Source organism: Phyllobacterium sp. P5_D12, from assembly GCF_054049495.1.
The window spans coordinates 1-1049 of record NZ_JBFUMG010000965.1 but is presented as its reverse complement, the minus strand read 5'-3'; the positions used below and the strand labels follow the sequence as shown (position 1 = coordinate 1049).

The following is a 1049-nucleotide window of genomic DNA, read 5'->3' as shown; positions in this document are numbered from 1 at the left end:
GGCATAGTGTGCCCGAGAATGACGATAGATTTCAGGAGCTTTTAGACCGGCTTGATGAAGCCGAGAAAGAGCAAAAGACATAGTTTTACTACCTATCACAGTCGGGCCCTGCTGATCCCCGGGGTGGGACCAAGTCGCGAGTCAGTGGAAGTACTTGGGACGGCTTGCCATTATCATGGATGTCGCGGACGTTGGTTCCCATCGTCTCTGTCTCGAACTCAAACAAATTGATCTCCCGTTTTGCGGTCATACTAGCCAGTCTCCCGTAGTCTCTTTCGCCTCGCGCAAAAAACATGATCACCGTACGTGCCACCTGTTCTGCGAGAGGATGGTATTTCGGATCACGGCCAAGAATCTGGCAGGCTCGTTGATGGGCTTTTTCCAGGATGTGCCAGTCATTTTCCGACGAAATATGATCGATGCTTGAATACAGCATGGAAGCCCCTCCATACGTTCAGGCGGGAGCTCGTTCCATCTCTCAAACGCCAGTGGCCGTTACATGCCTGGCGACTTTGATATTGTCCGCCAGAAGACGGAGCAAGTCAATGCAACGCGATTTCATGAACCCGATGGTTGCAGTTTCGGCACCTGGAACCAACGCGCCACACAACGGTTGAGAGATCAAGGGACAATGAATTTGAGTGACGAAGAAAAGCCCAAAGGTGCGCGAATTATTGACTGGCAACTAAAGCGGCCGGAGTACGGTGAAGCATTGCGGTCGTATCACAAGCCTTTAGCCGAAGATGAGAGATTCAGAGAATTTCTGCGACGCCTTGAAGAGGCTGAGCGCGATCAAACAAAATGACATCACCGCAAGGCCCAACCCTCCGGAAGGCCTTTTACGAAAAGAAGTGTTCTTCAGGCCAAAACCGACGTGGGGGCTACCGGCGGCCCCAAAATACTCCCGATTTGGCCAGTTCCGTATGGACCAAAGACCTATCCGTCTCCTGGTGAACAATACCGAAGCTCGAAAGCACGGACCAATGCGTTTTCCGTTCATTCCCCGTTAAGACGTAAAGGCGCACCTGTCGCATCTCGTTTAACAGGAG

1 protein-coding gene is annotated in these 1049 nt (G+C 51.9%); it reads left to right on the top strand.

Going from position 1 to position 1049, the window contains the following annotated elements; translation table 11 throughout:
• Positions 1-499: 499 nt before the first annotated feature.
• A complete protein-coding gene (locus tag ACXJ5O_RS28015; protein WP_457302766.1) occupies positions 500-805 on the top strand; it encodes a hypothetical protein in 306 nt (101 codons plus the stop codon).
• The last annotated feature ends 244 nt before the right edge of the window (positions 806-1049 follow it).